General features: G+C 72.3%; 23 protein-coding genes. 6 read left to right on the top strand and 17 right to left on the bottom strand.

Annotated features, from left to right (window positions below; translation table 11 throughout):
- Window positions 1-3: 3 nt before the first annotated feature.
- From ftsH to dacB, 5 genes are all read right to left on the bottom strand, one after another.
- Window positions 4-2019, bottom strand: a complete 2016-nt coding sequence (ftsH, locus tag BJ982_RS08740; RefSeq protein WP_184878196.1) for an ATP-dependent zinc metalloprotease FtsH — start codon at window positions 2017-2019, stop codon at window positions 4-6.
- Window positions 2020-2293: 274 nt separating this feature from the next.
- Window positions 2294-2851 (bottom strand): hypoxanthine phosphoribosyltransferase, encoded by a 558-nt coding sequence (gene hpt, locus BJ982_RS08735; protein ID WP_184878194.1) that lies wholly within the window; start codon window positions 2849-2851, stop codon window positions 2294-2296.
- Window positions 2852-2864: 13 nt separating this feature from the next.
- On the bottom strand, window positions 2865-3851 hold the full coding sequence (gene tilS, locus BJ982_RS08730) for a tRNA lysidine(34) synthetase TilS (protein WP_184878192.1): 987 nt from the start codon (window positions 3849-3851) through the stop codon (window positions 2865-2867).
- A gap of 53 nt (window positions 3852-3904) precedes the next feature.
- Window positions 3905-4996, bottom strand: a complete 1092-nt coding sequence (locus BJ982_RS08725; RefSeq protein ID WP_184878190.1) for an Rv3626c family coenzyme F420 biosynthesis-associated protein — start codon at window positions 4994-4996, stop codon at window positions 3905-3907.
- Window positions 4997-5024: 28 nt separating this feature from the next.
- Window positions 5025-6407: a D-alanyl-D-alanine carboxypeptidase/D-alanyl-D-alanine endopeptidase gene (gene dacB / locus BJ982_RS08720; RefSeq protein WP_239122926.1), complete on the bottom strand. Its 1383-nt coding sequence runs from the start codon at window positions 6405-6407 to the stop codon at window positions 5025-5027.
- 125 nt (window positions 6408-6532) lie between these two features.
- Here dacB and BJ982_RS08715 point away from each other — a divergent pair, with 125 nt between their 5' ends.
- Complete coding sequence (locus tag BJ982_RS08715) at window positions 6533-7093, top strand: inorganic diphosphatase (protein ID WP_239122927.1); 561 nt, start codon at window positions 6533-6535, stop codon at window positions 7091-7093.
- A 63-nt stretch (window positions 7094-7156) separates the two neighbouring features.
- Here the strand turns inward: BJ982_RS08715 and BJ982_RS08710 are convergent, their stop codons facing one another.
- The 6 genes from BJ982_RS08710 to BJ982_RS08685 form a co-directional block, all read right to left on the bottom strand.
- Entirely contained in the window at window positions 7157-7807 is a 651-nt protein-coding gene (locus BJ982_RS08710) for a hypothetical protein (RefSeq protein ID WP_184878186.1), read from the bottom strand.
- A gap of 15 nt (window positions 7808-7822) precedes the next feature.
- On the bottom strand, window positions 7823-9358 hold the full coding sequence (locus tag BJ982_RS08705) for an RNA polymerase sigma factor (protein WP_184878184.1): 1536 nt from the start codon (window positions 9356-9358) through the stop codon (window positions 7823-7825).
- A 283-nt stretch (window positions 9359-9641) separates the two neighbouring features.
- The gene (locus BJ982_RS08700; protein WP_184878182.1) at window positions 9642-10748 is read right to left on the bottom strand and encodes a saccharopine dehydrogenase family protein; all 1107 of its coding nucleotides are present in this window, start codon (window positions 10746-10748) and stop codon (window positions 9642-9644) included.
- Between the two features lie 98 nt (window positions 10749-10846).
- Window positions 10847-11671: an FxLYD domain-containing protein gene (locus BJ982_RS08695; RefSeq protein ID WP_239122928.1), complete on the bottom strand. Its 825-nt coding sequence runs from the start codon at window positions 11669-11671 to the stop codon at window positions 10847-10849.
- 92 nt (window positions 11672-11763) lie between these two features.
- Window positions 11764-13374 (bottom strand): ABC-F family ATP-binding cassette domain-containing protein, encoded by a 1611-nt coding sequence (locus tag BJ982_RS08690; protein WP_184878179.1) that lies wholly within the window; start codon window positions 13372-13374, stop codon window positions 11764-11766.
- A 68-nt stretch (window positions 13375-13442) separates the two neighbouring features.
- Window positions 13443-14054 carry a TetR/AcrR family transcriptional regulator gene (locus BJ982_RS08685; protein WP_184878176.1) on the bottom strand — a complete coding sequence of 204 codons (612 nt, stop codon included), beginning with the start codon at window positions 14052-14054 and terminating at the stop codon, window positions 13443-13445.
- A 110-nt stretch (window positions 14055-14164) separates the two neighbouring features.
- Here BJ982_RS08685 and BJ982_RS08680 point away from each other — a divergent pair, with 110 nt between their 5' ends.
- The gene (locus BJ982_RS08680) at window positions 14165-14422 is read left to right on the top strand and encodes a hypothetical protein (protein ID WP_184878174.1); all 258 of its coding nucleotides are present in this window, start codon (window positions 14165-14167) and stop codon (window positions 14420-14422) included.
- On the opposite strand, the gene metE is transcribed toward BJ982_RS08680, so the two are convergent.
- Window positions 14392-16659 (bottom strand): 5-methyltetrahydropteroyltriglutamate--homocysteine S-methyltransferase, encoded by a 2268-nt coding sequence (gene metE / locus BJ982_RS08675; protein WP_184878171.1) that lies wholly within the window; start codon window positions 16657-16659, stop codon window positions 14392-14394. The two genes, BJ982_RS08680 and metE, sit on opposite strands and share 31 nt — an antisense overlap.
- Window positions 16660-16788: 129 nt before the next feature.
- On the opposite strand from metE, the gene BJ982_RS08670 reads away from it, so the two are divergent.
- The gene (locus BJ982_RS08670) at window positions 16789-17688 is read left to right on the top strand and encodes a LysR family transcriptional regulator (RefSeq protein ID WP_184878169.1); all 900 of its coding nucleotides are present in this window, start codon (window positions 16789-16791) and stop codon (window positions 17686-17688) included.
- A 94-nt stretch (window positions 17689-17782) separates the two neighbouring features.
- On the opposite strand, the gene BJ982_RS08665 is transcribed toward BJ982_RS08670, so the two are convergent.
- Window positions 17783-18430: an NAD(P)-dependent oxidoreductase gene (locus BJ982_RS08665; RefSeq protein ID WP_307784625.1), complete on the bottom strand. Its 648-nt coding sequence runs from the start codon at window positions 18428-18430 to the stop codon at window positions 17783-17785.
- A gap of 320 nt (window positions 18431-18750) precedes the next feature.
- Between BJ982_RS08665 and BJ982_RS08660 the strand changes: the two genes are divergently transcribed.
- Entirely contained in the window at window positions 18751-19119 is a 369-nt protein-coding gene (locus tag BJ982_RS08660) for a winged helix-turn-helix transcriptional regulator (protein ID WP_239122930.1), read from the top strand.
- A 22-nt stretch (window positions 19120-19141) separates the two neighbouring features.
- Here the strand turns inward: BJ982_RS08660 and BJ982_RS08655 are convergent, their stop codons facing one another.
- Window positions 19142-19570 carry a winged helix-turn-helix transcriptional regulator gene (locus BJ982_RS08655; protein ID WP_239122931.1) on the bottom strand — a complete coding sequence of 143 codons (429 nt, stop codon included), beginning with the start codon at window positions 19568-19570 and terminating at the stop codon, window positions 19142-19144.
- A 95-nt stretch (window positions 19571-19665) separates the two neighbouring features.
- Here BJ982_RS08655 and BJ982_RS08650 point away from each other — a divergent pair, with 95 nt between their 5' ends.
- Window positions 19666-20598, top strand: coding sequence for an NADP-dependent oxidoreductase (locus BJ982_RS08650; protein WP_184878165.1), 933 nt, complete (start codon window positions 19666-19668; stop codon window positions 20596-20598).
- On the opposite strand, the gene BJ982_RS08645 is transcribed toward BJ982_RS08650, so the two are convergent.
- Complete coding sequence (locus BJ982_RS08645; RefSeq protein ID WP_203959033.1) at window positions 20588-23038, bottom strand: terpene synthase family protein; 2451 nt, start codon at window positions 23036-23038, stop codon at window positions 20588-20590. The genes BJ982_RS08650 and BJ982_RS08645 overlap by 11 nt on opposite strands.
- 418 nt (window positions 23039-23456) lie before the next feature.
- On the opposite strand from BJ982_RS08645, the gene BJ982_RS08640 reads away from it, so the two are divergent.
- Complete coding sequence (locus tag BJ982_RS08640) at window positions 23457-23837, top strand: hypothetical protein (RefSeq protein WP_184878163.1); 381 nt, start codon at window positions 23457-23459, stop codon at window positions 23835-23837.
- Between the two features lie 84 nt (window positions 23838-23921).
- Here the strand turns inward: BJ982_RS08640 and BJ982_RS40865 are convergent, their stop codons facing one another.
- Together BJ982_RS40865 and BJ982_RS08630 are read right to left on the bottom strand one after the other, a co-directional pair.
- A complete protein-coding gene (locus BJ982_RS40865) occupies window positions 23922-24116 on the bottom strand; it encodes an NmrA family NAD(P)-binding protein (protein WP_203959034.1) in 195 nt (64 codons plus the stop codon).
- Window positions 24117-24230: 114 nt separating this feature from the next.
- Complete coding sequence (locus tag BJ982_RS08630; RefSeq protein WP_184878162.1) at window positions 24231-24764, bottom strand: DUF1697 domain-containing protein; 534 nt, start codon at window positions 24762-24764, stop codon at window positions 24231-24233.
- Window positions 24765-24974 lie beyond the last annotated feature (210 nt).

Here is a 24974-nt window from a genome sequence, read left to right as displayed (position 1 = left end):
CCGTTACGCCTCGTCCTTGGGCGTCGGGTGGTCGTTCCTGAGCAGAGCGCCGGAGCCGGCCTGGTTGCCCGCGGGGAGCGCGGTGCCGTTGCCGTTGCCCGCGACCTCCTTGGGCGTGAGGATCGGCGGACGGTCGGACGGGAGCCGCTTGCCGTACCCGGAGTAGGACGGGCGCTTCTCCTTGACGACGACCGGCGCGAAGATCTCCAGGACCTGCTCGCGGGAGAGCGTCTCCTTCTCCATGAGTTCGAGCACCAGGTTGTCCAGCACGTCGCGGTACTGGACGAGGATCTCCCACGCCTGGTCGTGCCCGGACTCGATGAGGCGGCGGACCTCTTCGTCGATCGTGGAGGCGATCTTCTCGGAGTAGTCGCGCTCGTGGCCCATGTCACGGCCGAGGAAGACCTCGCTGTTGCCGGTGCCGAACTTGCGGGCGCCGAGGTGCTCGCTCATGCCGTACTCGGTGACCATGCGGCGGGCGATGGAGGTGGCCTTCTCGATGTCGTTGGCCGCGCCGGTCGTGGGCTCGTGGAAGACGAGCTCCTCGGCCGTGCGCCCGCCGAGCAGCATGGCGAGCTGGTCCATCATCTCCGAGCGGGTGGCCAGGAACTTGTCCTCCATGGGGAGGGTCATCGTGTAGCCCAGCGCCCGGCCACGGGACAAGATCGTGATCTTGTGCACCGGGTCGGAGTTCGGCAGGGCGTGCGCCACCAGGGCGTGGCCGCCCTCGTGGTAGGCGATGATCTTCTTCTCCTGGTCGGACATGACCCGGCTCTTGCGCTCCGGGCCCGCCATGACGCGGTCGATGGACTCCTCAAGGGTGTTCATCGTGATCAGCTTCTGGTCCTGGCGCGCGGTGAGCAGCGCGGCCTCGTTGATGACGTTGGCGAGGTCGGCGCCGGTGAAGCCGGGAGTCCTGCGGGCGATGACGTCGAGGTCGACGTCCTGCGCGAACGGCTTGCCGCGCCCGTGGACGCGCAGGATGCCCTTGCGGCCCTCCAGGTCCGGGCGGTCGATGACGACCTGGCGGTCGAACCGGCCGGGACGCAGCAGCGCGGGGTCGAGGATGTCGGGACGGTTGGTCGCCGCGATGAGGATCACGCCGCCCTTGACGTCGAAGCCGTCCATCTCGACGAGGAGCTGGTTCAGGGTCTGCTCGCGCTCGTCGTGCCCGCCGCCGAGGCCCGCGCCGCGGTGCCGGCCGACGGCGTCGATCTCGTCGATGAAGATGATCGCCGGGGCGTTCGCCTTGGCCTGCTCGAACAGGTCGCGGACGCGGGAGGCGCCGACGCCGACGAACATCTCGACGAAGTCCGAACCGGAGATCGAGTAGAACGGGACCCCCGCCTCGCCGGCCACCGCGCGGGCGAGCAGCGTCTTGCCGGTGCCGGGCGGGCCGTACAGCAGCACGCCCTTGGGGATCTTGGCGCCGATGGCCTGGAACTTGGCCGGGGCCTGCAGGAACTCCTTGATCTCCTGGAGCTCCTCGATGGCCTCGTCCGCACCGGCGACGTCGGCGAAAGTGGTCTTGGGAGTGTCCTTGGTGATGAGCTTCGCCCGGGACTTGCCGAAGTTCATGACCCGGGAGCCGCCACCCTGCATCTGGTTCATGATGAACAAGAAGATGAGGACGATGACGACGATCGGCAGGAAGCTCACCAGCAGGCCGACGAGGAAGTTCTCCGTCGGCACGGTGACCTTGTAGCCGCCGGGCAGCTTGCCCGCCTTCACCTGCGTCTGGAGCATCTTCTGAAGCTCGACGCCCTGCCCCTGGACCCAGTACGCGTAGAAGCGATCTTCACCACGGATCTTCTGCGTGGTCTTGATCTCGATGCGCTGGTCCTTGTCGACGATCACGGCGTTGTCGACGGCGCCGTTCTCGATCTGGGTGATGACGAACGAGGTGTCTCGCTGGGCGTAGTTGCTGTTGCCGCTCCAGAATGTGGAGGCGAGCAGGAGCAGCACGACGATGCCCAGGATCCACAGCAGTGGCCCACGTGTAAATCGCTTGAGATCCATCCGATGCGGAACCCCTGCGGGCCCGTCCCTTCCTGAACACGGCCTGACCCCCGGGCGGACCCGGGGTTAGCGGCATCCAACCGCTCCTACTGACGACCCGAAGGGATGATCCCTCCGAGACATCCGAAGGTACACCGGGCCGCCGCGCAGGGTCACTGCTCCGGCGACACCGGCTTTGTCCTACCAACGTACGTCAGCCCGCCCGGTGTTCCCCACGACGAGTCCCAATAAGGGGCCGACTCTCCGGTTGCGGGCCTGGAAATTCGCTCAGGGCTTACTCGCCGCCGTAGACATGCCGCGCGAGCGTGCCGATGAACGGCAGATTGCGGTACCGCTCGGCGTAATCGAGGCCGTAGCCGACCACGAACTCGTTGGGGATGTCGAAGCCGACGTACTTGACGTCGATCGGCACCTTCACGGCGTCCGGCTTACGGAGCAGCGTGCATATCTCGACCGAGGCCGCGTTGCGCGAGCGCAGGTTGTGCACCAGCCACGACAACGTCAGCCCGGAGTCGATGATGTCCTCCACCACCAGGACGTGCCGCCTGGCGATGTCGGTGTCGAGGTCCTTGAGGGTGCGGACGACGCCCGAGGACTTGGTGCCCGCGCCGTAGGAGGACACGGCCATCCAGTCCATCTGGACGTCGATGTGCAGCGCGCGCGCCAGATCGGCCATGACCATGACCGCCCCCTTGAGCACCCCGACGATCAGGAGGTCCTTGCCCGCGTAGTCCGCGTCGATCTTGCCGGCTAGCTCCTTGACCTTCGCCTGAAGTTCTTCCTCGGAAATGAGGACCTTTTCAAGGTCCGTGCCCATGTCGGCTGCGTCCACCAGGGGTTTTCCTTCACAAGAGGGTGCTGGCGAACACCAGGGTGCCATACCGCCGGACCACTCCGACCCCCCCGGGCAGCTCCACGACGCGCTGGCCGCGCCACTGCGTGACCAGCCGGTCCACCTCCGCGATGTGGACGGCGGCCAGCGCCGACGCCGTCGCCCCCGCCGCCAGCCCCGCCCGCTGGATCACCCGGCGGCGCACCGCGGCGGGCAGGTCCTCGACGGCGTCCACGTCCAGCTCGACCCCGGCGCCGGTGACCCGCGCGCGCGCCGCGTACGCCTCCTCGGCCCAGGCGTCGAGCGCGTCGGCGTCGTCCCTGCACAGGCTCGCCGTCCGGGCGAGCGCCTCGGTGACGCCGGGCCCGAGCGCGCGCTCCAGCACCGGCAGCACGTCGTGCCGGACCCGCGCGCGGGCGTAGGCGGCGTCGGCGTTGTGCGGGTCCTCCCAGGGGGACAGGCCCAGCGCCTCGCAGGCCGCCCGGGTCGCGCGGCGGCCGACGCCGAGCAGCGGCCTGCGGTAGAGCCCCGCCGCCGCGGGCATCCCGGCGAGCGAGCGGGTGCCGCTCCCCCGGGACAGCCGCAGCAGCACGGTCTCGGCCTGGTCGTCACGCGTGTGGCCGAGCAGCACCGCCGGGGCGCCGAGCCGGTCGGCGGCGCGCGTCAGCGCCTCGTACCGGGCCTCGCGCGCCGCCGCCTCCGGGCCGCCCGCGCGGCCGACGGTGACCGTGAGCACCTCGGCCGGCTCCAGTCCGAGCGAGGCGGCCAGCTCCGCGACCTCGCGGGCGCGCCGCGCGGAGCCTTCCTGCAGGCCGTGGTCGACGGTGAGGAGCCCGGCGCGCAGTCCCATGCGCGGCGCGGCGAAGCCCAGGCACGCCGCGAGCGCGAGCGAGTCGGCCCCGCCGCTGCACGCGGCCAGGACCAGGGCGCCGGACGGCAGGCCGGCGAGCGACAGGCGTACGGCGCGGCGGATCTCCGCGACGGCGGGATGAGGCCCCATGTTCCTAGTCTGGCGGCGTGCGGGGCCGCCGGATCACCGCCGCCCGCGGGAGGTCAGAGGTGTCCGTTGGAGGTGGGCAGCTCGGGCGCGTGGAGCACCCGCGAGATCCACCGCTCGGGCTCGCGGATCTCGGCGTGGGTGGGCAGCGTGGCGGGCGAGCCCCACACGCGGTTGAACCCGTCGATGCCCGCCTCGGCGACGACCTTGCGGACGAACGCCGCGCCCTCGGCGTACTGCTTCATCTTCAGGTCGATGCCGAGCAGACGCCTGAGCGTCTTGTCGAAGCGGGAGCCGCCCTCGCGCCGGTGCTGGAAGCGGGACCGGATCTCGGCCACCGACGGCACCACCGCGGGCCCCACGGCGTCCATGACGTAGTCGCCGTGCCCCTCGACCAGCGTCATCACCGCGGTCAGCCGGTCGAGGATCTCTTTCTGCTCGGGGGTCTGGATGGCGTCGATCAGGTTGCCCTCGCCGCCCTTGATGGCGTCGGCGACGGCGTCGGACGCGGCGCGCATGCGGTCGAGCAGGGTGCCGAGATCGAGGTCGGAGGCGAGCAGGAACTCGGTCATCTGGGACCGGACGTACTCGCGCAGCCACGACACGCCCGTGAACTGCACCCGGTGGGTCTCCTCGTGGAGGCAGACCCACAGGCGGAAGTCGCGGGGGTTCACGCCGAGCTCGCGCTCGGTGTTGACGATGTTGGGGGCGACGAGCGTGAGCCGGCCCGTGGGGGCCCGCCCGCTCGGGTCGGGCGGGAGGAACAGCTCGTACTGGCCGAGCACGCGCGTGGCCAGGAACGCGAGCACCGCGCCGACCTCGACGCCGGTCACCCGCGAGCCGACCGCGCCGACGATCGCGGGGATCTGGGAGCGGCGGGCGTTCATGCGCTCGGTCAGCGGTTCCAGCACGACCCGGAACCCGTCGACGTTGGCCCGGATCCACCCCGGGCGGTCGACGATGGTCGCGGCCTCCGGTTCGGCCGCGCCGTCGATGCGGGCGAACTCCTGAACGTGTCCTTCGGCCTCACGCGACAGCCGCCGGAGCTCGGCGACGGCGTGCCTGGCCTCCTCCCGGCTGACCTGAGGGCCCGGGCGGACGAGGCGGACACCGGTCGAAACGGCGAGGTCCCAGTCGATCACCTGCATGTTAACCACCGTACGTCGTCGGGCCGCGTCATGAGCACCCGCACCCGGAGACGGTGGCGGCCAGCCTGTCCAAAGCCTCCACGGCGCCGGCGGGATCGCGGACGTCGTCGGCCATGAACGCGAAGGCCACGAGCCGGCCGTCGATGGTCCTGGCGAGGCCCGTCAAGGTGTTCACTCCGTTCAGCGTGCCCGTTTTGGCCCTCACCACTCCCGCCGCGGCCTTCGCCACGCCCTTGTCGTACCGGCCGCCGAGCGTGCCGGTGAACCCGGCGACGGGCAGCCCGCTGATCACGGCCTTCAGGTGCGGGTTGGCCGGCGACGCGGCCAGGGCGACGAGGCGGGCCAGCGCGGCCGGGGTGATCCTGTTGCGGATCGACAGGCCGCTGCCGTCGCTGACCGCGACGCCCGCGGCGACGCCGAGCCGACCCAGCGTGGACGTCACGGCCTTGGACGCGCCCGCGAAGCTGCCCGGGCCGCCCTGCTTGAGCGCCACCAGGTGGGCGAGGGCCTCGGCGAGGTCGTTGTCGCTCTCGGTCAGCATGTGCTCGACCAGCTCGTACACCGCCGGTGACTCCACCCGGGCGACCTCCTTGGCCCCGGCGGGGGCTCGCAGCCGCTTGACCGACTTGCCGACCTTGACGCCCTCCCGGGCGAGCAGGGCGGCGAAGGCCCCGGCGGCCGTCCCCGACGGGTCGGCGAAGCGGGGAGAGTTCTCGTGGCCGGGGTTCTGCCGGCCCTCGTCCATGGTCAGCGCGGAGACCGGGGCGACGCTGCCCTCGGGCACGTACCCGGGCTTCCAGCCGGGCGCGGTGCGCGGGCCGGAGTACAGGGAGTCGTCATAGGTGAGCGTGACCGAGGCGACGCCCGCGGCCTTCAGGGCCTGGGCGGTGCGGGCGGCCAGCGTCGCCAGGGAGGCGAACTTGGGACGGCCCGGCACGCGCTCGGCCTTGGGGCTCGCCAGCGTGGGGTCGCCGCCGCCGACCAGCGTCACCACGCCGGGCTTGGGCTGGACGACGCGGGTGGCGATCCTGGCGTCCGGCCCGGCGGCGGAGAGCACGGCGACGGCCGTGACGACCTTGGTGGTGGAGGCCGGGGTGATGCCGGTGTCGGCCTTGCTGCCGTACAGCACGCCGCCCCCGGCGATGTCGACGACCACCGCGCCCACGCTGCGGCCGAGCGCGGCGTCACCCATCGCGCGGGTGAGCCGGGCCGCCAAAGTACCCTTTCCCGGGAGAGATCCATCAGGGGCCGGTGCGAGCACGGGGCCCGAGGTCACGATGGCGACGGGTGCCCGCGTCGGCGTGACGGCCTTGACCGGCGGGCTCGCGGCGTCACCGCCCACCCCTCCGGCCGCGAGGACGTACGCGCCCACGGCGCAGACGAACGCCTGCAGCAGGGCGAGTGTCGCCACCGCGGCAACGCGCTCGTGTCGTACCACCTCGCCGGCCCCCTTCTCACATGCGTCATCCTGGAAATACGCCTACGAGACATTAACGCCCGTCCGGAGCGTCCGGACGGCTGAGCGGAGGAACCGCGGTGGAGTTCGACGTTGTCGTTGAGATCCCGAAAGGGCAACGCAACAAGTACGAGGTTGATCACAAGACGGGCAGGATCCGCCTGGACCGCCTGCTCTTCACTTCCACGCAGTACCCCGCCGACTACGGCTTCATCGAAGACACGCTGGGAGAGGACGGCGACCCCCTCGACGCGCTCGTCCTCCTGCAGGAACCTACCTTCCCCGGTTGCCTGATCCGATGCCGCGCGGTCGGCATGTTCCGGATGACCGACGAGAAGGGCGGCGACGACAAGGTGCTCTGCGTGCCGGCCACGGACCCGCGCATGGAGCACATCCGCGACATCCACCATGTCCCGGAGTTCGACCGGCTGGAGATCCAGCACTTCTTCGAGGTCTACAAGGATCTGGAGCCGGGCAAGTCGGTCGAGGGCGCCAACTGGGTCGGCCGCGTGGAGGCCGAGATGGAGATCCAGCGTTCGGCCAAGCGCCACCTCGACCACGAGGGGCACGAGGGGCATGAGGGGCACGCCGAGCAGCCCGAGGCCGAGGCGCCCGCCGAGGACGAGCACGAGGAGAACTGACACGCGCCCGCCGGGCGGGCGGCACGTGGATCACCGGCGCGCGGGGAGGCCGCCGGGTTGTGATCAGCCCAGGCGGAACAGCCGGGAGATCCACGGGCGCACGCCCGCCGGCCGCGGCATGGGACCGCGGGGATAGGTGAAGACGGGCACCTCGTGCCCGTACGAGGCGTGCAGCTCGGCCGCCTTGCACCAGTCGGCGATCGTGCGGCAGGCGGCCCAGGCGGCGCCGAGCGCCGCGCGGGCCTCGGCCTGGCGGTCCCAGACACGCGTCAGGGTCACCGTGGCCTGCGCCGCCGCGAAGCCGTCGTCGGGGTAGGCGGTGCCGGCGAGGTACGGCGCCATGACCTGGCCGGCGAACCGCGTGTCCATGATCCACGTCCAGTCGGCGACGACCAGGCCGAGCGCGGCTCCCGGGATCGCGTCGGCGGCCGCGTACATGAGCCGCTGGCGCGGGCCGGTCAGGCGCCGGCCCGGCCACAGCCAGGCCACGTCCTCGGGGCGGTGCCCCGAGGCCAGCCACGACAGCACGGTGAGGCCGCGCGCGGTCTGCAGGCGGCACAGCTCCAGGACGTCACGCAGCATGCGGGGCCCCGGGTCCAGCCAGACGGGCCAGGCGGCGTGGTGGGCGCGCGGCACGAGCGCGGCCAGCTCGGCCGGCACCGGACACGGGAAGACGCGGCGGCCGAGGTGGGAGTCGTCGCGGGCGGTGAACACGGCGGCGGGCCGCCGTCAGCGGCCGGCTCGCGCCTCGCCGCCCCGCCCGCGCCCCTCGGGCCAGGGGCGCTCGCCCTTGCCGGGGGGCCGCGGGGCCGGCGCGGTCGTGGACGAGCTCTGCGCGGGCGGGGTCGCGGCCGGGGGCGGCGTGCGGCGGCAGGGCGTCGGCGCCGGACGGTGCTGGTGGCCCGCGGTGGGCGCGGGACGGTCCGGCGGGCGGCGGCGCGGCGGCCGGGGGCGGTGCCCTGTGGGCGGCGGCACGGTCGGCGCGGCGGTCGGCTGCGGAGAAGTGGGCGGGGCGGTGGCCGTCGGGGCCGGGGTGGGACCGGGCGGGGTGGTGTGGACCGGCGGCGACGGCGTGGGCGCCGTGGGCGCGGGGCGGGGGGACGGCGTGCGCGGCGCGGGGGCCGGGCGCGACGTGCGGACGGCGGACCCCGGGGGCGTCGCGGGGCGGACGGGCACGCGGGCGTCCGGCCGTGCGACCACCGGCAGCGTGATCGCGGGGACGTGCTCGCGCACCGGGCCGGTGGGCGTGGGGTCCGGCGGCGCGGTGCGGGGCGGCGTGCCCCCGGCCGTGGTGATCCGTGCGGTGGCCTCCGCCGGGGAGGACGCGGGAAGGACGCCGTACGCGGTCTGCGAGAGCCCCTCGCCCCGGCTCAACGCGCTCACCAGGACGAGGGCGGCGACGGCCATCGCGACCGCCGCCACAGCGCCCGCAAGAAGCCGAGGCCGCCGCCCATCCCCTTTGGTCTCCGATACGGGAAACCCGTCGCCGTCGAGCAGGCCGGTGCGCCTGGCCACGAACTTGCGGTACGGCACGAGCTCGGGGTCGATGAAGCAGCTCATCACCCGCACCCGGAGGGTCTCCGGCAGGACCGGCCGGGGCAGCAGGGAGAACACCTTGGCCACCGACACCTGGCGCTCGCGGTAGGGGCCGCAGATGGGGCAGTGGACGGCGTGCTCGACCAGCCGCTCACGGACCTCCTCGTCCGGGCCGTCGGCGAGGACGCGCGTCCTGTCGGGGCAGTCCTGGGCGGTGCCGCTCGTGAGGATCTCGACGGTGACGAGGTCCTGCAGACGGGTGCGGGCGGCGTCGCGGAGCTCGTCGGCCCGCGCGGGCGGCACGCCGAGCACGGCGGCGAGATCGCTTTCGGCGATGGAGTGGCGGACGAGGAGTTCCAGGACCTCGCGCTCGTCGTCCGGCAGCGCGCCGACGGCGCCGACGGCCACGCGCCGCAGGTCGCCGCCGGGAACCGCGGCCGACTCGGCGGTGTCCTGGGCGGAGAAGTCCGGCGGCACGGCGCGCCGGCGCAGGCATTCGCCGTGGGCCAGGGCGTAGAGCCAGGGCCGCAGCCGCGCGGGGTCTGACAAGGTCTCGATGTGCGCCTCGGCCGCGATCAAGGTGTCCCGCAGGGTGACCTGCGCGCTGTCGGGGCTGCCGAGCATGGCCGACGCGTACGCGTAGAGGTCGTCCGCGTAGGTGTCGTAGAGGGCAGCGAGGGCACCGGGATCGCGGGCGCGGAGTGCCTCGACCAGGTCGCGGTCATTCATGTAACCGACAGTAAAGGCTCGGTAACTGCTCGCTCCACCGTTTCCCGGACAATGACCTGCCTTGTATTAATACCGTAATGAAAGCCAGCAAGATTGTTCGGGACGGTGCGCCCGCAATACCGCTATCAGGCTCGATATATCACCAGATGATCAGACAGAACCATAGGCCGAATGACGGCAGACCGGCATGAAAAGTCATTCACATATCGCGACATCGACCTGACGGCACGGCGAATTCACCACGGCTTATATGAAACGGATTCACGGAACCTCGTACGCCCGGTCAGGCGATGGCGTGCAGCCCCGCCTGGTCGCACCCGCGCACGAGGCCCTCCAGCCCGAACGCTTCGGCGGGCCCCACCGCCCCCTGGGCCGCCACGCCCTCGACCCCCGCCGTGACCGCGCCCCACGCCAGCACGCGCGCGGTGAAGTCGTACGGGTCGCCGCCGTGCAGCTCGACCGAGGCCAGCCGCACCCCGTCGCGGTCGAACGCCTCGGCCACGACCTGGGACGAGACCTCCTCGGCGGACGCCGTCGAAGATCCGTCCCTGCCTCCCGACTGGAGCACGCGGTCGGCGACGAGCTCGGTGACCCGCTTGGCGCCCGGGATCGCGGCGAAGAAGGGCGTCGCCCTGGCCGCCGCGCCCACCGCCCTGGTGAGCCCGCCGAACCACCCCAGGTAGACGTTCACCTCGCGGAGCCCGGCGTGCGTCCGCGGCAGCGCGAAATGCTCCGAGGCGCCGACGGACAGCGCCTGCCTGCGCCTGCCGTTCACCGAGAAAACGCGGGTGCGCCCGTGCTCGCGGAGAATACGGCCCTCACGAAAGCCGTACATAGGGTCCAGGAGCATTCCGAGGATCGACGCCCGCGTGCCCGCGCTCGACCGCCGCACCATATTGCCCTGTACGAAATACCCAATATCCACGCGTACGGCTTCGGGCCCCGCTTTGCGCAGCGCGAGCCCCGCGGCCAGATTGCCCGGCACGTAGTCATATCCGAACGCGGTGAGAAGCGTCGCCCCCGAGGCCGCCGCCGCCGGGCCGTACCGCTGGAAGATGCGGCGGATGAACGTCGGCTCCCCGGTGGAGTCCAGATAGACGCCCCCGGCCTCGATCGCCGCCTCGACCGCGGGCTCGCCCCACCGGGCGAACGGCCCCACGGTCGAGATCAGCACGCCGCCCGGCTCGATGATCCGCCGGATCGTCGCGGGCCTGTTCACGTCGGCGACCGCGGTCGGCAGCTCCACCGGCAGCGAGGAGGCCAGCGACTCCAGCCGCGCCGGGTCGCGTCCCGCCAGCACCGGATGGGCGCCGCGGGCCAGGAGCGCCTCGACCGTGAGCCTGCCCGTGTAACCGGTGGCGCCGAAGATGACTATCCGGGGGGAGGTCATGTAAGTACCGTAACCCGCGGGGCTTTTCAAGATCCATAGCGGGGCGGGCCGGTCTCCGCCTGGAGCGGTCCCGGCGGTCGACGCGGTCAGCCCGGGACTCACGGCCGGCTGTCGACGGGCATCGCCTGATACCCGCGGTCCCTGGCGAACGGTGGGGTCCTCGGCTTGACCGTGCTCGGCGGCACCGCGCCGCTCATGGCCAGCTCCTCGTACGGCCGCGCGCTGGACCCCCAGGTCCGCGCGGCGATGTCCGTGCGCGCCACCTGCGCGCCACCGCTGAGGCTGTCCACCGTCAGCACGAACCGGCGCGGCGACCCGGCGCGCACGTCGTCCACGTAGGTGCTGCCGCCGCCGATCAGCCTGCCGTCCTTGTCGCGCAGCAGCGCGGTCACGACCAGGCTCGTCGCCGCCTTGGCGTACGGGTTGCCGACCGCGCCGGTGACCAGGTAGGTGCCGTTGCCGAGCTTCTCGGTGTTGGCCCCGGAGACGGGGAACGGCACGAACGCGGAAGGGATCCGCGCCGCGCGCCGCCAGTGGGCCGGACGGAAGGACACCTTGACGTCCACGGGCGCGGAGGCGGCGGTGGCCTGGCCGGTGAACTTCAGCGCCCCCCACGGGGGGACGGCGTCCAGCGGCTGCTGCATGCGGACCACCTCCTTGCCGGAGGCGTCCTTGCCCACCACGGTCGCCGCGACGTTCTCGCCGAAGTGCCAGCGGTTCGGGTTGCTGATCACGCCGGCCCACGTCACCACGTACCCGCCGGTCCCCTGGGCGACCGACGAGGTCTGCTCCTTGAGCACGAGCGGCTTCAGCGGCCGCTCGCGCCGCGGCGCCTCGCCACCGCACCCGGCGAGCCCGGCGAGCGAGGCCGCCACGCCGAGAGCGAGTCCGAGTGCTGTCGAGTTTCGACTACGCTGGGTCACAAGGCCGTCATAGCCCGGTTAGTCGGGCGCGATTCCTCCGACACGCGCAACCCGTACGGATTCTTTAACGGCGGCACACCCGGGCCGCGCGCTCAGCGCTCGCGCGCCACCCGGGTCTCGTCCCACACCGGTTCCGGCGATTCGTACACGCGGCCGTCCGCGCCGAACACCAGATAGCGGTCGAAGTCGGCGGCGAACCAGCGGTCGTGCGTGACCGCGAGCACCGTGCCGTCGAACCCGCTCAGGCCGTCCTGCAGAGCCTCGGCGCTGGCCAGGTCGAGGTTGTCGGTCGGCTCGTCGAGGAGCAGGAGCGTCGCGCCCGAGAGTTCGAGCAGCAGGATCTGCAGCCGGGCCTGCTGGCCGCCCGACAACGTCTCGAACCGCTGCTCGGCGACCGCGCCCGCCAGCTCGTAGCGGGCCAGGGCCTTCATCGCCTCGTTCTTGAGCCTGGCGTGCTCGGTCATGACGATCTCGCAGGGAGTCCTGCCCCGCAGCTCGGGCCGGGCGTGGGTCTGCGCGAAGTGGCCGGGGACGACCCGCGCGCCGAGCCTGGCCACGCCCGTGTGCCGGATCTCCTCGCCCGCGATCAGACGCAGGAAGTGCGACTTGCCCGAGCCGTTCGAGCCGAGCACGGCCACCCGCTCGCCGTACCAGACCTCCAGGTCGAACGGCTTCATCAGGCCGGTGAGCTCCAGGTGCTCGCAGATCACCGCGCGCTTGCCCGTGCGCCCGCCGCGCAGGCGCATCGTGATCGACTGGTCCTTCGGCGCCACCTCGGGCGGGCCGGCCTCCTCGAAGCGCCGCAGGCGGGTCTGGGCGGCGTGGTAGGCCGGGGCCATGCCGTCGTTGTACATGGCCTTCTGTTTGAGCATCACGACCAGCCGCTTGATCTTGGCGTGCTCCTCGTCCCAGCGGCGGCGCAGCTCCTCCAGGCGGGCGTTGCGATCTCTGCGGGCCTCGGCGTAGGTGGCGAACCCGCCGCCGTGGATCCACACGTTGCCGCCCTCGACCGTGACGATGCGGTCGGCGACGTTGGCCAGGAGCTGGCGGTCGTGCGAGACGAGCAGGACGGTCTTCTGCGTCTCCCTGAGCGCCTGTTCCAGCCAGAGCTTGCCGGGGACGTCGAGATAGTTGTCCGGCTCGTCCAGCAGCAGGGTCTGGTCGGGGCCGCGCAGCAGGGCCTCCAGCACCAGGCGCTTCTGCTCGCCGCCGGACAACGTGTCCACCTCGCGGTACTTGACCCGGTCGTACGGCGCGCCGAGCGCGGCCATGGTGCAGGTGTCCCAGAGCACCTCGATGTCGTAGCCGCCGGCGTCGGTGTAGTCGGTGATGGCCTGGGCGTAGCGCATCTGGGTCTTCTCGTCCTCGCGCTCCATCATCGCCAGCTCGGACGCCTCCAGCGCGCGCGCCGCCTCCTGGACGCGGGCCGGGGCCACCGACAGCAGCAGGTCGTGGACCGTGCGGCCGTCCCGGATGCTGCCGATGAACTGGCGCATCACCCCCAGCCCGCCCGAGGACGCGACGCTGCCCTCCACCGGCCGCGCGTCGCCGGCGATCAGCCGCATCAGCGTGGTCTTGCCCGCCCCGTTCGGGCCGACCAGCGCCGCCTTCAGGCCCTCGCCGACGCGGAAGGACACCTCGTTGAGCAGGGGACGCCCATCGGGCAGCACGTAGGTCAGGCGACCCACCTCGACATGACCCACGACGATCCCTCCAAGCCTTCCCGCGGAGGGTATCCAGAGCGGGGACCGGCCCGCATCCGGATATCGGGTCAGCGCGCCGGGCGCAGGCCGTCGAAGACGATGGCCAGGGCCCTGGCCCGCACCTCGTCGTCGAACGCGGCGTGCTCGGCGGCGCGCGCGGCCCCGGCCATCAGCGCCAGCACCTCGGCCACCCCGGCGTCCTCGCGCACGGCCCCCGCACGCTGCGCGCGGACGAGCAGGCCCGCCACCGCGGCGCTGACGCGGGCGCCGTACGCCGCGGTCTCCGCCCTGACGTCCACACCGGCCTGCCGCAGCAGGTCGGTGAAGGTGTTCTTCGTACGGCCCTGGTCCACCACGCGCGCGAAGAAGCGGAAGAACGCGCCGCCCGGGTCCTCCGCGTCCGCCTGCGCCTCCGCCTCGTCGGCCAGCCTCCGCAGGCGGTCGACGAGGACGGCCGTCAGCAGGGCCTCCTTGGTGGGGAAGTGCCGGAAGACCGTGCCGATGCCCACCCCCGCCTCGCGGGCGACCTCCTCGGTGGAGGCGCCGGCGCCCTTGGCCGCGAAGACGGCGTCCGCCGCCCGCAGCACGCGGGCCCGGTTGCGCCGGGCGTCGGCCCGCAGGGGACGCTCGGCCGCGACCCCGGACGGGCCGCCGGGCCCGTCTGGCGCTTCCGGGGTCATGGGCCGATCTTATCGGCGAATCAGGCCCCTGACGTGGGCCCGGACGCGCACCCGAGGATCCTGTGACCATAAAGTAGGTCTTCGACCTGCGGACTCGGGGAGAAGCGACGGTGGAAGACGACGACTACGTCCCGGTGGGCGACGCCTTGTCGGGCCTCACTGTCTCACCGCTCCCCGACGGGTGGACGGCCCTGGGCGCGATCATCCTCGTCAAGTGCTTCGACGACGAGGGCCGCTCCTCGTGGGCGTTCCGGCGCACGGACGGGCTCAACGACGAGGAGCTCCTCGGCGCGCTGATGGTCCGCACCGACCTGCTGCGCCGGGAACTCCTCGACGCCTACACCGACGACGACGAAGAAGAGGGCTGAGGCGCGAGCCTCGCGCGCAGGCGGCCCGTCGCGGCCACCATGGTGGCCAGCGCCGCCTCCACCTGCTCGTAGGTGCGCGTCTTCAGGCCGCAGTCGGGGTTGACCCACACCCGCTCGGCGGGCAGGACGCGCAGCACCGCCTCCAGCAGCTCCTCCACCTCCCCGGCCGCGGGCACGCGCGGCGAATGGATGTCGTACACCCCCGGCCCGAGCCCCCGCCCGAAGTCGCGCACCGCGGGCTCCCGCAGGACGCGCCCGTGCGACCGGGCCGACTCGACGGTCGTGACGTCCGCGTCCAGGGCGTCGACGGCGGCGATGATCTGGTCGGCGTCGGAGTAGCACAGGTGGGTGTGGATCTGCGTCCGGTCCCCCGCGCCCGAGGTCGCCCGCCGGTACGCGGCCACCGCCCACGCCAGGTAGGCGTCCTGCGCCGCCCGGCGCAGCGGCATCAGCTCGCGCAGCGCCGGCTCGTCCACCTGGATCACCGACACGCCCGCCGCCTCCAGGTCGAGGACCTCGGCGCGCACCGCGTCGGCCACCTGGAGCATCACCTCGCGCAGCGGCAGGTCGTCGCGGCGGAACGACCAGGCCACGATCGTCACCGGGCCGGTCAGCATGCCCTTGACCGGCCGGTCCGTCAGCGACCGCGCGTACCGCGCCCAGCGGACCGTGATCGGCGCGGGCCGGTGGACGTCCCCGTGCAGGATCGGCGGGCGCGTGCACCGCGAGCCGTACGACTGCACCCAGCCGTGGCGGGTCACCGCGAAGCCGTCGAGGTGCTCGGCGAAGTACTGCACCATGTCGTTGCGCTCGGGCTCGCCGTGCACCAGGACGTCCAGGCCGAGCCGCTCCTGCACGCGGACGGCGCGCTCGATCTCCGCGCGGACGCGGTCCTCGTAGTCCGGCACCGGCAGCTCGCCGCGGGCGAGCGCCGCGCGGGCCGCGCGCAGCTCGTCGGTCTGCGGGAAGGAGCCGATCGTGGTCACCGGCAGCGCGGGCAGCCCCAGGTGTTCGGCCTGGGCGGCGGCTCGCACGGGATACGGCGAGCGGGTCTCCCAGACGGGGAGGCCGGCCTCCGTCCCGCCGTGGACGTCGGGCGCGGGGAACGGCTCGACGCGCGGGGCGGCCTTCAGCAGGCGGGCCAGCTCCACCACCTCGGCGACCTTCTCGTCGGCGAACGCCAGCCGCCGCAGCAGCGCCGGGTCCAGGCCGGTCTCGCGTTCCAGGCTGTGCGGGACGTGCAGTAGTGAGCAGGAGGTGCTCACCACGACCCGGTCCACGTGGGCGCGGAGGGCGCGCAGCGTGGCCAGCGCCCGGTCGCGGCCGGTGCGCCAGACGTCGCGCCCGGAGACCACGCCCGCCACCACGGTCTTGCCAGCGAGCTCCTCCCCGAGCGTCCGGACGGGCGTGCGGCCGCGCACGAGGTCCACGCCGACGGCCTCGACCGGCGTGCGCGCGATCACCGGCAGGGCCTCGCCGAGGTCGCCGAAGTAGGAGGCGACGAACAGCCCCGGCCGGGCGGTGAGCGTGCCCAGGTGCTCGTACGCCTGCCGGACCGCGTCCAGCTCCGCGCCGGTGCGGTCGGCGACGAGGGCGGGCTCGTCGAGCTGCGCCCAGCTCACGCCCTCGGCGGCGAGCGCCGCGAGCAGGCGGCCGTAGACGTCCAGCACGTCGCCCAGCCGGTCCAGCGGGTGGAACCCCTTCGGGGCGCCCGGGGCCGCCTGGGCCAGCAGCAGGAACGTGACCGGCCCGATCAGCACCGGCCGGGTGTCCAGGCCCAGCGCGCGCGCCTCGCGCGCCTCCGCGACCGCTTTGTCCGGCACGGGACGGAAGACGGTGTCCGGGCCGATCTCCGGGACGATGTAGTGGTAGTTGGTGTCGAACCACTTGGTCATCCGCAGCGGCGCGACGTCGGGGGCACCGCGCGCCATCGCGAAATAGGTGTCCAGCGGGGACGGCCCCCGGTACCGCTCGGGGACGGCGTCCAGCGCCACCGCCGTGTCCAGCACCTGGTCGTAGTAGGAGAACGTGTTGGACGGGAGCGCGTCCAGCCCCAGGGAGCGCAGGTGGCGCCAGGTCCGCTCGCGGACGCGCGCGCCCTCCTGCCGGAGCTCGCCGGCGGTCGCGTGGCCGTCCCAGTACCGCTCCAGCGCCCGTTTCAGCTCCCGGTCCGGCCCGATCCTCGGGTAGCCGAGGACGGTCGAGGCGGGGAACGGAGAGGTGCGTTCGGCGGGCATGCGGGCTCCTTCCGGCGGAAGATCGGTCGGACGGCATCGTGCCCTGCTTCGCCGCGCACCGGGCCCATTGATTGCGTTCGCTTATGAATGGCCGCGTCGTCCCTGGCCGCGCGGAGGTCATACTGGAGCATGGATCACGGCCCGCACCCGCGCGACCTCCGCTGCTTCGTGAGCGTGGCGCGCAACGGCGGCTTCTCGCGGGCCGCCGCCGAGCTCGGCATGTCCCAGCCGGCCGTCAGCCAGGCGATATCCCGCCTCGAACGCGGTCTCGGCGTACGCCTGTTCGGCCGCACCAGCCGCGAGGTACGGCTCTCGTCCGCAGGGAAGGCGCTGCTGCCGCACGCCGAGTCCGTCCTGGACGCCCTGACCGCGCTCACCACCGAGGCGGCGCGGCTCACCATCCCCGAAATCCCAGCTATTCGTCTGGCTTATGCGCCATTGGTCGGAGTGCTGGCCGCGCGCGTGGCGCGGCGGCTCGCCCGGCGCACGCCGCCGATCGCCGTCGAGCTGACCCCGCTCGGGCGGCGCGCGGCCACGGCGGCCCTGGAGCGGGGCGAGGCGTCGGCGGCGATCCTCGGCTCGCCGTTCCCGCTGCGCATGACGACGGGCACCCGCTTCCACGTCACCGTCGGCCACCTGGCCGTGCCCGCGGGCGACCCGCTGGCGGCACGCGGGCCGCTGCGCCCCGCCCACCTGGCCCGCCACAAGATCCTGATGCCGCGTGAACGGCCGCCCGGCGGCATGTGGGAGCGGCTGGCCGCCCGGCTGCGCGGCCCGCACCAGCACCACGTCGTGGCCGACGAGATCGACGACTTCGCCGCCGCCCTCGACCTCGTCGCCGCGGGCGCCGGCCTCCTGCCGGTCCCCCACCTGCTCATCTCGTCGATCCGCAGGCCCGACATCACCTTCGTCCCCTTCGACGCCGACGACCTGCGCCTGACCTTCGGCCTGACCTGGCCCCCCGACCAGACCTCCCCCGAACTGATGGCCCTGGTCCGCTCCACCCAGGAGACCCTGTGGACCCGCTGACGCCGCGGGTCGCGGGGACCGCCACCGGCCCGACGGGGGATCCTGGGGACACAACGGCCGTTTCGGGGCGGCCTGGTGGGCGGGTTCTGTGCGGCTACGGGGCCACGGCGATCTGCCGGTGGTGGTGTTTCGGGTTCTCGGCCTCGTCGATCAGGGCGACCGCGAGGTCGGCGTAGGACAGCGTGCCCGCGTCCTCGGCCGCGGGCAGCACCTGGTCGCCGCCGGTCCGGTAGCGGCCGGTCCGGGGGGCCTCGTCGTCCAGCAGGGTCGGCGGGGGCACCATCATGACCCAGTCGACGCCGCCGCCCTCCGCCTCGAAGATCGCCAGCTCGGCCGCGTGGCCCTCGGAGAAGTTCCGCGCCTCCTCGGGGAAGCCGGGCGCGTCCATCACGCGGACGCCGGGCGCGGTCTCCAGCGTCGTGCCGATGCCGACCATGACCAGCCGCGGCACCCCCGCCCGTTCCAGGCCGGCGAGCAGGGCGCGCGCGGCGGCGGTGAAGAACTCCCGCGCCGGCACGTCCATGCGGGCCGCGGCGTTGACGGCCACGTCGTGCCCGGCCGCGACCGCCGCCACGCTGCCGGCGTCCGTCACGTCGCCCGCCACCAGCGACACGCCCGCGCCCGGCTCGCCGTGTGCCGCGCGGTAGCGGTCCGGGTCACGGACGACGGCGGTGACGCGATGCCCGCGCGTGACGGCCTCGGCGACCGCGCGCCGGCCCGCCCGCCCTCCGGCCCCGAACACCACCACACCCCGCCGCGCATCGCCCTCACCCGACCCCGCCGTGTCGGTAGCGGCACTTCCGTGTCGTCCCCCGGCCTCGCGCGCTCCGCCCTGGCCCCCCGCTTCGGCGGATCCGCCCTGGTCCCCGACTTGGCGCGGCTGGCCCTGGTCTCCGACTCCGCGGAATTCGCCCTGGTCCGTGGTTTCGGGTGCTCTGCTGGTCTCGCTCATTGGGAACCCCCTGCCGATCCGGGCCGGACCGTCGTTGTGCGGTCTGGTGCGGCAGACGGTAGCCCTGGGGGCGTTGGTTTCCGCAACGGTACCTGCGTAGGGTGGTTCGCGTGCCGGAGCCTCTTGATCCCGAGATGTTCGCCGGATGTGACCCGTTCACGCCGCTCATGGTCGGCGGCAAGTGGACCGCGAAGATCATTCACTGCCTGAAGGACGGCCCGCGGCGGTTCTCCGAGCTTCGCGTTCCGCTGCGCGGCATCACGCCGAAGGTACTGGCCGAGTCCCTGCGCGCCATGGAGCGCGACGGCATGGTCACCCGCACGGCGTTCGCCGAGATCCCGCCGCGCGTGGAGTACGAGCTGACGCCCCTCGGCCGCTCCCTCCTGGTGCCCATGGCCGCCGGATGCGCCTGGACGCGCGAGCACCTTCCCGAACTGCTCCACGCCCGGCGGTCCTACGACACCCGAGCCTCTTCCTGATCTTCCCGGGCTCTGCGGCGCCTCAGCCCGCCGGGGTGGGGGTCGAGATGGGGACCGGCTCTTCGGTGGCGCGCCGGTCGAAGGCGGCACGAGCGGCGACGATCTCGGGCACGTGCTCCTCCGCCCAGTGCTTGATGCCCTTCATCAGGGACACCACGCTCATGCCGAGCTCGCTCAGCTCGTACTCCACCCGGGGCGGGATCGTCGGATAGACGGTGCGGATCACCATGCCGTCCCGTTCCAGCGTGCGCAGCGTCTGGGTGAGGCTCTTCTGGGTGATCCCGTCCAGGCGGCGGCGCAGCACCCCGAACCGCACGGGGCCGGCGCGCAGCGCGTCCACGAGCAGGCAGGTCCACTTGTTGGCGATGGCGTCGAGGACCGTCCGGGAGGCGCAGTCCCGCATGTAGGCGTCGACGGAGAACGTCGTGCACTGGTCAGAGGCGGTATCCACAAGGTACCTATATATCGCAAAGGTGCCGACTTTCGGAGAGAGAGTGCTGTAGCCGACGATGGTCGCGGCAGGAGAACGCGACCTAGGAGATCGACATGCGTGCCATCACTCAGACGTCCTTCGGAGACCCCTCCGTGCTCGACCTCGTCGAGGTGGACCGGCCACGGCCCGGGCCCGGCCAGGTTCTGATCAAGGTGGGGGCCGTCGGCGTCAACCCGGCGGACGTGGCCGTCCGCGCGGGCTGGTACCCGGTGCTCGGCGAGCCGCCGTTCACGCTCGGCTGGGACGTCGCCGGGGTGATCGAACTGGTCGGCTCGGGGGTGTCGGCCTTCGAGCCCGGCGAGGAGGTGTTCGGGTTGCTCGCCTTCCCCGGCGCGGGCGACACCTACGCGGAGTACGTGCTGGCGTCCGTGAACGAGATCGCCCGCAAGCCGACCGGGCTCACCGTGGAGCGGGCCGCGGGACTGCCGCTGGCCGGCCTGACCGCCTGGCAGGCGCTGGTCGGCATCGGGCACGTCGGCGCCGGAGACCGGGTGCTCGTCCACCGGGCCGCGGGAGGCGTCGGGCACCTGGCCGTCCAGATCGCGAAGGCGCGGGGCGCGTACGTCATCGGGACGGCCGGGGAGGCCAACCACGCCTGGCTGCGCGAGCTCGGCGCCGACGAGCTGATCGACTACACCGCCACCGACTTCGTCACCGCCACGGCGCCGGTGGACACGGTATTCGACCTGGTCGGCGGGGAATACGGGGCGCGCTCCGCCGCCGCGCTCAAGCCCGGGGGCCTGCTCATCGGCGCGCTGGGCAACAACCTCGGCATCACCCCCGAGGAGGCCGGCCGGCGGGGCGTGCGCCTGGAAGTGGTCTCCGTACGCCCCTCGGCCGCCGACCTCGGGCAGCTCTCCGCCCTCGTCGACGCCGGACGCCTCACCGTGCACATCGACCAGACCCTCCCCCTCACCGAGGCCGCCAAGGCCCACGACCTCATCGCCACCGGCCACACCCGAGGCAAGATCGTCCTCACCCCTTGACCTCCGACGCGCGCACGGCTCCGGAAGCGGACCCGGAAGCCCGGTGAGTGCCGGTCACATCGGCGGCCATGCCCGTCCAAGCGGGGGCACCGGCACTCACCTCAGCGGCCGGCATCGACGCGGCGAACGAGGCGGCGGTCGGGACGGGGGACAGTGTGGGGATTGACGACGGAGTCGGCGCAGGGGGCGAGGAGGTGGGGGTGGGGGACGGTGCGCCGGAGGGTGAACGGGAGGTCGTGGTGCCCGGGCCGGTGGGGTGGAGGGTGAAGTCGGGGCGGATCGCCGGGAGGTGGCGGCGCGCCAGTTCGGGCTCGGTGTAGCGGGCGCACTCGCGGTGCCATTCGAGGATGCCGGACATCCAGTCCTTGAGTTTGCCGGCGTAGCCGTACACCGCGCCGCGGGCGCGTTCGTCCAGGCCCAGCTCGTCGAACAGCACCGGCAGATCATTGGCGACGATGTGCTCGAACTGCCGCACGCGGGCCGCCATGAGATCGGCCACGATGTCGCGCGCCGTGTAGCGATCGACGCCGAGGAAGTTCTCGACGACCACGACCATGTTGAAGAACTCGCCCTCGAACTGGACCTCCTTCTGGTACGAGAAGAGGTCGTTGGTGAAGCAGGCGTAGTCCTCCGCGGCGGTCTCCAGCTCGTGCATGACGCGGGTGCCGTAGATCTCGGACGGTACGGTGTCGCCCTCGGCGAACCGGGCGAGGCTCTTGGTCAGCTCGGACCCGAAGGTCCTGCGGCGCATCTCGACGTAGTCGATCGGGTCGGGAATGCGGTGTTCGGCCTGGTTCGCCAGCTCCCACAGCCAGCTCGCCGTCATCTCGTCGACCGCCGCGCGAAGGTGGCGCCGGGCGTCCGGCGACATGGGGACGGCGGTGCGCCGCCAGAGGTCGTCCAGGCCGCGTTCGAGCGGGTTGGCGGGCTCGGGGGCGGCTCCGGCGTCGAGCGGCATGAAGGCCGACAGCCGCTCGGTGCACAGCTTGGCCGCCGGCAGGTCGCGGGACCTGCCGAAGACGAGCGGGTAGTAGTCGTCGGCGTAGGTTCCCCAGGTGAGCCAGTCGGTGGAGAGGTCGAGCTGCCCGGGGGTGGCGTCGGCGTGGATCATCGCGGCGCAGTGCGCGAGGTCGGTGACACGGCACCACCGCTCGTCCCACACCCCACCCGCCTCGACCCCGGGCAGCGAGTCGAAGAGGCCGACCTCGCGCGCCCACGCGATGCCGTGGGCACGCGCGCCCTCCAGGTGGGGGCTGCTGCGCGGGGCGAAGGGCATCAGGAGATCGGGCAGGGGAAGGTGGCCCACGGGGACGAACGGGACGTGGGAATGCTGACGCGCCCGGCGGCGCAGCCCCGGCGCGAGCGGCGAGCGCGTGACCAGCGCGGCGGTGGTGCCGAGGCCGGTGGGACCGGCCGGCAGGCCGCCAGGCCCAGAGACGGCGCCCTCGTTCATGTACCGGCTGGACCGGGCGTGCCACTCGTGGCCGCCGGACTGCCAGTCCTGGAGGCCCTTGACGTACGCGGCCACGGCGATCTGCTCGTGCGGCGGGACGGCGTGGTCGGCGAGCAGCGCGGGGACCTCGGTGAGCGCGGTGGTCTCGAACTGCTCCAGGCGGGACGTCAGCAGGTCGTTGACCATCTCGGCCGCCTCCTGCGTGGCGCAGCCGAAGAACCGTTCGAACACCAGGACGGCGTTGGAGTTCTCGCCTTCCTCACGGACCTCGCGCTGGTAGGAGAACAGGTCGTTGCGCAGGTGGACGGCGTCGGAGAAGGTGTCGGCGAGGACGCGCATCGGCCGGGTCGCGGCGATGACGCCGGGGATCTCGGCGTGCGCGGCGAACTCGACGAGGTTGGCCGACCAGGGAGCCCCGCCGACCCTGCGCCGCATCTGGACGTACTCGATGGGGTTGGCGACGCGGCCTCGGTTGATGTTGTCCAGCTCCCACATCGACTCGACCATGAGGTTGTGGGTGCTGGCGATGAACCGCCGCCGCCATGCGGGCGACATGGCGGGCACCGTGCGTTCCCACAGGTCTTTCAGCCCGGCCTCGACGGCGTTCCCCGGCTCGGGCGGGGCCTCGCCGTCCACGGTCATGAACCGTTCGAGGTGGTCGAGGTGGGCCTTGCCGCCGGCGAGGTCGCGGGAGTGTTTGAACATTTCGAGGAAGTGGTCGTCGAAGTAGAAGACCCAGACGTACCAGTCGGTGACGAGGTCGAGGGTGGGGCCGTCGCAGTCGGGGTGGGTGTAGGCGCACATCAGCGCGTAGTCCATGCGGGCGAGGGCCTGGGCGTCCCAGATGACCTCGCCGGACGGTTTCGGCTCGTCGAGCATGCCCATGCGTTCTGCCCACGCCTCGCTGTGCGCCCGTGAGCGCTCCAGGTGCGGGTTGAGCCGCGCCGGATAGGCCAAGTAGAAGTTCGGCAGCGTGAAAGCCTGCATGAGCGCGCCTACTCTCGTGAGCCGACCGCGGCCCTCACCAAAGGTGACGACCCTGACACCTGGAGTAGTTTGCCGTAACTTTGCCGCCGGCGATACCCCGCGGAATTCTGTCCGGCCGCCGCCCTCGGACGATTCCGGCCAACCACATCAAGACCATCATCTTCGGCATTCAGCTCATTAGCCGCACTACACATCTGATCAGGTCAAAAGGGGGCGAGAATCGACCGGGGGACGGTTTACGAAAAGCGCGAGGAAGGCGGTCCCGGTGATGGCCGGACAAAAAGGAGGCAATCATCCAGACCGCCGATCGCGCGAAAGGAGACTCCGACCTGGTCGGCGGGTATGCAGGCGGTGTCGCCGAGGCGAGGCGCACGTAAGGACCCGCCGACCGATCTATTTGAAGGCAGGTGCGCGACGCATGAGTCACCGCGCGGGCAATCCGCTCGTATACCTGACGGGAGCCGTGACACGGCTCGTGACCGCCGTGTTCGTCATCGGGCTCGCCGGGGCGATCGCCGCGTCACCGGCCGAGGCGGCCTCTCCCACGATCACCGCTTCGGATGATCACGGGAGGGGGTCCCACAACCGTATAAGCAGGGTGGGTAACGGCAAATACATCTCCGCCATCCTTGAGACGAGCAGTCCGAACTATAACATCGGCACGCAGAACATGTCGCTCGAACTGCAGCACGGAAGCTCGGCGATAGGAATAGGCAACTGCAAGAGGAAGCACCGCATCTGTAACATTCGGATACGCCAGAACGCAGCGTATACCCGCAGGAACACCACAGGGGGATGAGCCTCCCCACGTCCACCTGATCCGGCCGCTTTTAGGAGAAAGGCCGGATCAGGTCGGGCCGTATCCCATTGCCTTGCACAGAAGTCACACCTTTCCGTGCCCTCGAACGCGTCCACGAACCCGCCGGGGTCGGTGAGGTCTCCGGCCACGATCTACGCCCCGGCCGGGGGCCCTGGACGGGTCGCGGGTCAGCGCGCGCACCCGGCGGCCGGCTCTGATCAGCACATCCGCCACATGGCGTCCGACGGTGCCCGTCGCCCCGGTCACGAGGATGGCCATCCGCACGTGCTCCGCTTCACCGGCGCCTCACGCGGGCGATCCCGTCGCTCCGGTGACGAAGCCAGGCCGGACTGCGGCCGGTCTTCGTTCGCGATGACGGCCCACGGCGACTCGTCAGGGAGAGCTTTCCCCGAGTGAGAGCAGCCGCGTGACCGTGTTCCAGTTGCGCATGGTGGCCGGGACACGGGACCGCTCCTCCAGCAGGGCCGGCAGCTTGGTCCGCCTGAGGCCGTCGGGGAAGTACATGTACAGCTCCCGCCTGCCGGCCGCGACCTCCTCGGGCGCGTACAGCGCCGGGTCGATGCCGTCCACGACCTTCCGGTCGGGGGCCTCGGCCTGGAACACGACCATGAACCTCGCCGGATCCCGGACCTCCAGGGGATTCTCCTCGACGACGGCGCGCAGTTCCGGCACCGTCCGCAGGATGACCGCGGGCCCGACGCCCAGCTCCTCGGCGCATCGGCGCCCGATGCGGGCGGCGAGGCCGGCGGCGTCCTCCTCAGCGGCCGTGAACAGGGCGTTCCCGCTCCGCAGGTGGGTGCGGACATCGCCGTACCCGAGGCCCTCCAGCAGCGCCCGGAGATCGGCCATGGCGATCTGGGTGCGGGGGCTGACGTTGATACCGCGCAGCAGCGCCACGTAGCGCATCGATCTCACCTGCGTTCCGTCCGGGAGTGCACGGCGACGCTACCGGCCGTACCCGTCAGGATCCGTCAGCTTTTCCGGCGGCCATCGGGCCGGATCACGCCCAAGTGAGAGCCTTGGCGTCAAGAACGCGTAGGGAAGCCTGGACGCCGACTACACACACGTATAGCTTCCTTCACGCAGGTGTAGTCGGCTACACGCCTGGACAGGAAG

Origin of the sequence: Sphaerisporangium siamense, assembly GCF_014205275.1 — a bacterium.
GTDB classification, from domain to species: Bacteria; Actinomycetota; Actinomycetes; order Streptosporangiales; family Streptosporangiaceae; genus Sphaerisporangium; species Sphaerisporangium siamense.
Note: the sequence above shows the minus strand (reverse complement) of the source record. Positions and strands in the feature narration are given on the sequence as shown.

Excerpts from the sequence above, each read along its gene's own strand:
- ftsH (WP_184878196.1), bottom strand. The coding sequence starts at position 2,019 with ATGGATCTCAAGCGATTTACACGTGGGCCACTGCTGTGGATCCTGGGC.
- tilS (WP_184878192.1), bottom strand. The coding sequence starts at position 3,851 with ATGGGGCCTCATCCCGCCGTCGCGGAGATCCGCCGCGCCGTACGCCTG.
- BJ982_RS08725 (WP_184878190.1), bottom strand. The coding sequence starts at position 4,996 with ATGCAGGTGATCGACTGGGACCTCGCCGTTTCGACCGGTGTCCGCCTC.
- BJ982_RS08705 (WP_184878184.1), bottom strand. The coding sequence starts at position 9,358 with ATGAATGACCGCGACCTGGTCGAGGCACTCCGCGCCCGCGATCCCGGT.
- BJ982_RS08700 (WP_184878182.1), bottom strand. The coding sequence starts at position 10,748 with ATGACCTCCCCCCGGATAGTCATCTTCGGCGCCACCGGTTACACGGGC.
- BJ982_RS08685 (WP_184878176.1), bottom strand. The coding sequence starts at position 14,054 with ATGACCCCGGAAGCGCCAGACGGGCCCGGCGGCCCGTCCGGGGTCGCG.
- metE (WP_184878171.1), bottom strand. The coding sequence starts at position 16,659 with ATGCCCGCCGAACGCACCTCTCCGTTCCCCGCCTCGACCGTCCTCGGC.
- BJ982_RS08670 (WP_184878169.1), top strand. The coding sequence starts at position 16,789 with ATGGATCACGGCCCGCACCCGCGCGACCTCCGCTGCTTCGTGAGCGTG.
- BJ982_RS08650 (WP_184878165.1), top strand. The coding sequence starts at position 19,666 with ATGCGTGCCATCACTCAGACGTCCTTCGGAGACCCCTCCGTGCTCGAC.
- BJ982_RS08645 (WP_203959033.1), bottom strand. The coding sequence starts at position 23,038 with ATGCAGGCTTTCACGCTGCCGAACTTCTACTTGGCCTATCCGGCGCGG.
- BJ982_RS08640 (WP_184878163.1), top strand. The coding sequence starts at position 23,457 with ATGAGTCACCGCGCGGGCAATCCGCTCGTATACCTGACGGGAGCCGTG.
- BJ982_RS40865 (WP_203959034.1), bottom strand. The coding sequence starts at position 24,116 with ATGGCCATCCTCGTGACCGGGGCGACGGGCACCGTCGGACGCCATGTG.
- BJ982_RS08630 (WP_184878162.1), bottom strand. The coding sequence starts at position 24,764 with ATGCGCTACGTGGCGCTGCTGCGCGGTATCAACGTCAGCCCCCGCACC.